Source organism: Citrobacter sp. S46_ASV_140, assembly GCF_018919545.1.
GTDB lineage: Bacteria > Pseudomonadota > Gammaproteobacteria > Enterobacterales > Enterobacteriaceae > Citrobacter > Citrobacter braakii.
The window spans coordinates 1-3,549 of record NZ_JAHLRC010000213.1 but is presented as its reverse complement, the minus strand read 5'-3'; the positions used below and the strand labels follow the sequence as shown (position 1 = coordinate 3,549).

Here is a 3,549-nt window from a genome sequence, read left to right as displayed (position 1 = left end):
GACCGGTCTGACGGCTGAAGGTCTGTATGTACTGGAAAATGCGCGCCATGCCGGCGTTGAGCTGGCTGGTATTAACGTGATGACCATGGACTACGGTAACGCCGTCTGCCAGTCAGACGGCACCGAAGGGCAGAACATTCACGGTAAATGCGCCACATCCGCTATCGACAACATGTTCACCCAGTTGAAGAAAATCTGGCCAGAGAAATCTGACAAAGAGATCAACGCCATGATGGGCACCACCCCGATGATCGGTTACAACGATGTACAGGGCGAAGTGTTCTATCTGTCCGATGCGAAACTGGTAATGGAAGATGCGAAAAAACGCAACCTCGGCATGATTGGCGCGTGGTCAATGGCACGCGATCAGCCGGGCGTGGCGAAGCAGGTCAGCCCGGAGCACAGCGGCATGACCGCACAGCAGGCACCGATGTACGCATACAGCCAGGTATTTGCGCCGTTTACTCACGCAGATGAAAAAGAGGTCGTCACCGGTGTTTATAAATCACGGAAAAACAACCTCTGCCTGGATGTCAAAAACGGTCAAATCCGGAATGGCGATCGTTTGTTCACCTATGCCTGCTCCGGCTCCAACAACCAGACCTTTAAATTTGATGCCCGTGAACATCTGGTAATTGGCAATAGCCAGAGCTGCCTGGATATTCAAAACGGTTATAATGTTGAAGGCAGAAATATTATTTCTTACACCTGCCACACCCCGACTGATACCAACAAAAATCAGACATGGACCTGGCAAAACAACAAGTTCGTCTCACAGAAGGAAGGCACGCAACGTTGTATGACGGTGGGTAACGACGGTTATGTCACCTTAAGTACCTGCACCGACAATAACGTCGCCCAGGAATTTGAGATTTATCGTCCGTAAACTGCTATCCAGGATAGAAACATGACAAGGCCATCCCTCGGGATGGCCTCTTTTATTACCGACGTTAAATCAGACGCGCCTTCGCGTAGTCGATCGCCTGCGCCACCTGCTGTGGCGACACGCCGCCTTTCGCCGCACGTTTATCCAGGCACGATTGCAACGAGAGGATCGGATAAACGTCCTCGCCAATAACCTGACTGAACTTTTGTAAGTCAGCAAGCGACAGCGCTTCCAGCGGTTTGCCCTGACGAATCGCCTCGACCACCGTCTCACCCACAATATGGTGTGCTTCGCGGAACGGGACGCCTTTTGCTACCAGATAATCCGCCAACTCGGTGGCGTTAGCATAACCCTGCTGCGCCGCTTCCTGACAACGCGGACGTTTCACCTGAATGCCATCCAGCACCAGCGCAGCCATATGCAGACAGTCCAGCCAGGTGTCGAGCGCATCGAACAGCCCTTCTTTGTCTTCCTGCATATCTTTGTTGTATGCCAACGGGAGACCTTTTAAGGTCATCATCATGCCGGTCAGCGCACCCTGCACGCGACCGCATTTGCCACGGATCAGCTCCAGCGCATCCGGGTTTTTCTTCTGCGGCATCAGAGATGAACCCGAAGTTACACGATCGGACAGCTCGACAAAGCCCGCTTCGCCGGTATTAAAGAAAATCAGGTCTTCAGCAAAACGCGACAGGTGCACCATGCCGATAGAAGCGTTGGAGAGTAACTCCAGCACGTGGTCACGGTCAGAAACACTGTCCAGACTGTTACGCGTCGCCGAGGAAAAGCCCAGCCAACCGGCCAGCTGCTCGCGATCGATTTCATACGCCGTACCCGCCAGCGCGCCGCAGCCCAGTGGACTGACGTCCAGGCGCTTGAGCGAATCCTGCAGACGGCTCTCGTCACGCGCCAACATTTCGACATAGGCCAGACACCAATGAGCAAACGTCACCGGCTGCGCACGTTGCAGGTGGGTGTAACCCGGCATGACGGCGTCCTGGTTATTCTCTGCCGTCACCACCAGCGCACTTTGCAGCTGACGGTTGGCCGACAGTAATTCAATAACCGTGTCTTTACACCACAGTTTAAGATCGGTCGCGACCTGGTCATTACGGCTACGTCCGGTATGCAGTTTTTTACCAAGCTGGCCGACTTTATCAATCAGCTTACCTTCCACCCAGCTATGAATATCTTCAGCATCGCTTTGCAGGATCTGCTGCGGATTAACGCGAACCTCTTCCAACAGAGTGTTCAGCGCCTCTTCCAATTGCAGTTGTTCATCGGCAGTCAGTACGCCGACCGTTACCAGCGCTTTAGACCAGGCCACAGAGCCGACAATATCCTGTTCTGCCAGGCGGTAGTCAAAACGCAACGAGTCGTTGAACTGTTTGAACCGCTGATCTGCTGCCTGTGTAAAACGCCCACCCCAAAGTGCCATAACTTGCTTCCTTAATATCTTGAATTTCAACGCCGGATGGCGCTTAGCTTATCCGGCGTACAGGTTCGGTTCACGTAGGCCCGATAAGGCATAACCGCCATCGGGTACAAAATAGTTTACGCTAAAATCCGCGTGCCAATTGGCATGCCGTTAAACAGCGCCGGCAGTTGCTCAGCATGACGCCAGGAGGCAATATCCACAGGGCGACCCAGCGTGCGCGCGGCATCCAGCGCCGCATTGACCTTCACGATCATGCCGTCAGTAATAATACCTTGTTCAATCAGTTGTTCCGCTTTAGCGGCGGTCATTTCGGCAATACGCTGGCCTTTACCATCCAGAATACCGCTTACGTCAGAGAGCAGGATCAGATCCGCACCCAGCGTTGCCGCCAGCGCCGTTGCCGCCTGATCGGCATTAACGTTCATCAGCAGTCCGTCTTCAGTAACGCCAATGGAGCTAACTACCGGCAGAAAACCGCCTTCCAGCAGTGTGTTAATCAGCTTAGGCGAACCCGGCTGCGCCAGTCCAACATGACCCAGCGCTTTATCGAGCGGCGTCACTTTTACGCTATCGCCATCACCAAGATACAGACCCACGGATGCGATGTGATGCTTTTTCGCCCAGGCCAGTAAGGTTTTATTCGCTGTTCCCGCCAGGGCGCCGGTAATAATGTCAATTTGATCGGCTGGCGTGACGCGCAGACCATTTTTCTTTTTCACCGGCAGGTTCAGCTGCTTCATCAGATCGTCAACCACGCAGCCGCCACCGTGCACAATGACCAGCGGTCGCTGATGCGACTCACGATAATTCACCAGTGCGGTAAACAGACGCTCCAGCGCCTCTTCGCTATCCAGTAAAACGCCGCCCAGCTTGATAATTAATGGATTCATCGTTGCACCCTTAAATAAGAGACTGCGTTTCAGCAAAGCCAAAACGAATATTTGCGCACTGCATCGCCTGTGCCGCCGCGCCTTTCAATAAGTTGTCTTCAGTTGCCACCACGATCAGGTGCTCACCCTGTACGGCAAACCCGATATCACAGAACGGTAAGCCAACCACGTTCTTCAGCGCCGGAACGCCTTTGTCATACAGACGCACCAGTGGCTTATCGCCATACGCCTGTTGCAACGTTTGAGCCACTTGCGCATGGGTTACGCCCGCTTGCAAACGGCAGGTGATGGTTTCCAGAATTCCGCGCGGGAAGTTGCCCAGATGCGGGGTGAAG

Annotated in this window: 3 protein-coding genes and 1 pseudogene; 1 reads left to right on the top strand and 3 read right to left on the bottom strand. The window is 53.8% G+C overall.

The features are described 5' to 3' along the window. Positions 1–808: pseudogene (locus KQJ19_RS22920) on the top strand (ricin-type beta-trefoil lectin domain protein); the annotation flags it as partial. Positions 809–950: 142 nt separating this feature from the next. Here KQJ19_RS22920 and argH read toward each other — a convergent pair. The 3 genes from argH to KQJ19_RS22905 form a co-directional block, all read right to left on the bottom strand. Then, a complete protein-coding gene (gene argH, locus KQJ19_RS22915) occupies positions 951–2,324 on the bottom strand; it encodes an argininosuccinate lyase (protein WP_047497608.1) in 1,374 nt (457 codons plus the stop codon). A 116-nt stretch (positions 2,325–2,440) separates the two neighbouring features. Further along, entirely contained in the window at positions 2,441–3,214 is a 774-nt protein-coding gene (gene argB / locus KQJ19_RS22910) for an acetylglutamate kinase (protein WP_016155288.1), read from the bottom strand. Positions 3,215–3,224: 10 nt separating this feature from the next. Beyond that, positions 3,225–3,549: Asd/ArgC dimerization domain-containing protein (locus KQJ19_RS22905; protein ID WP_253296406.1), on the bottom strand; the 325-nt coding region annotated here is incomplete at its 5' end.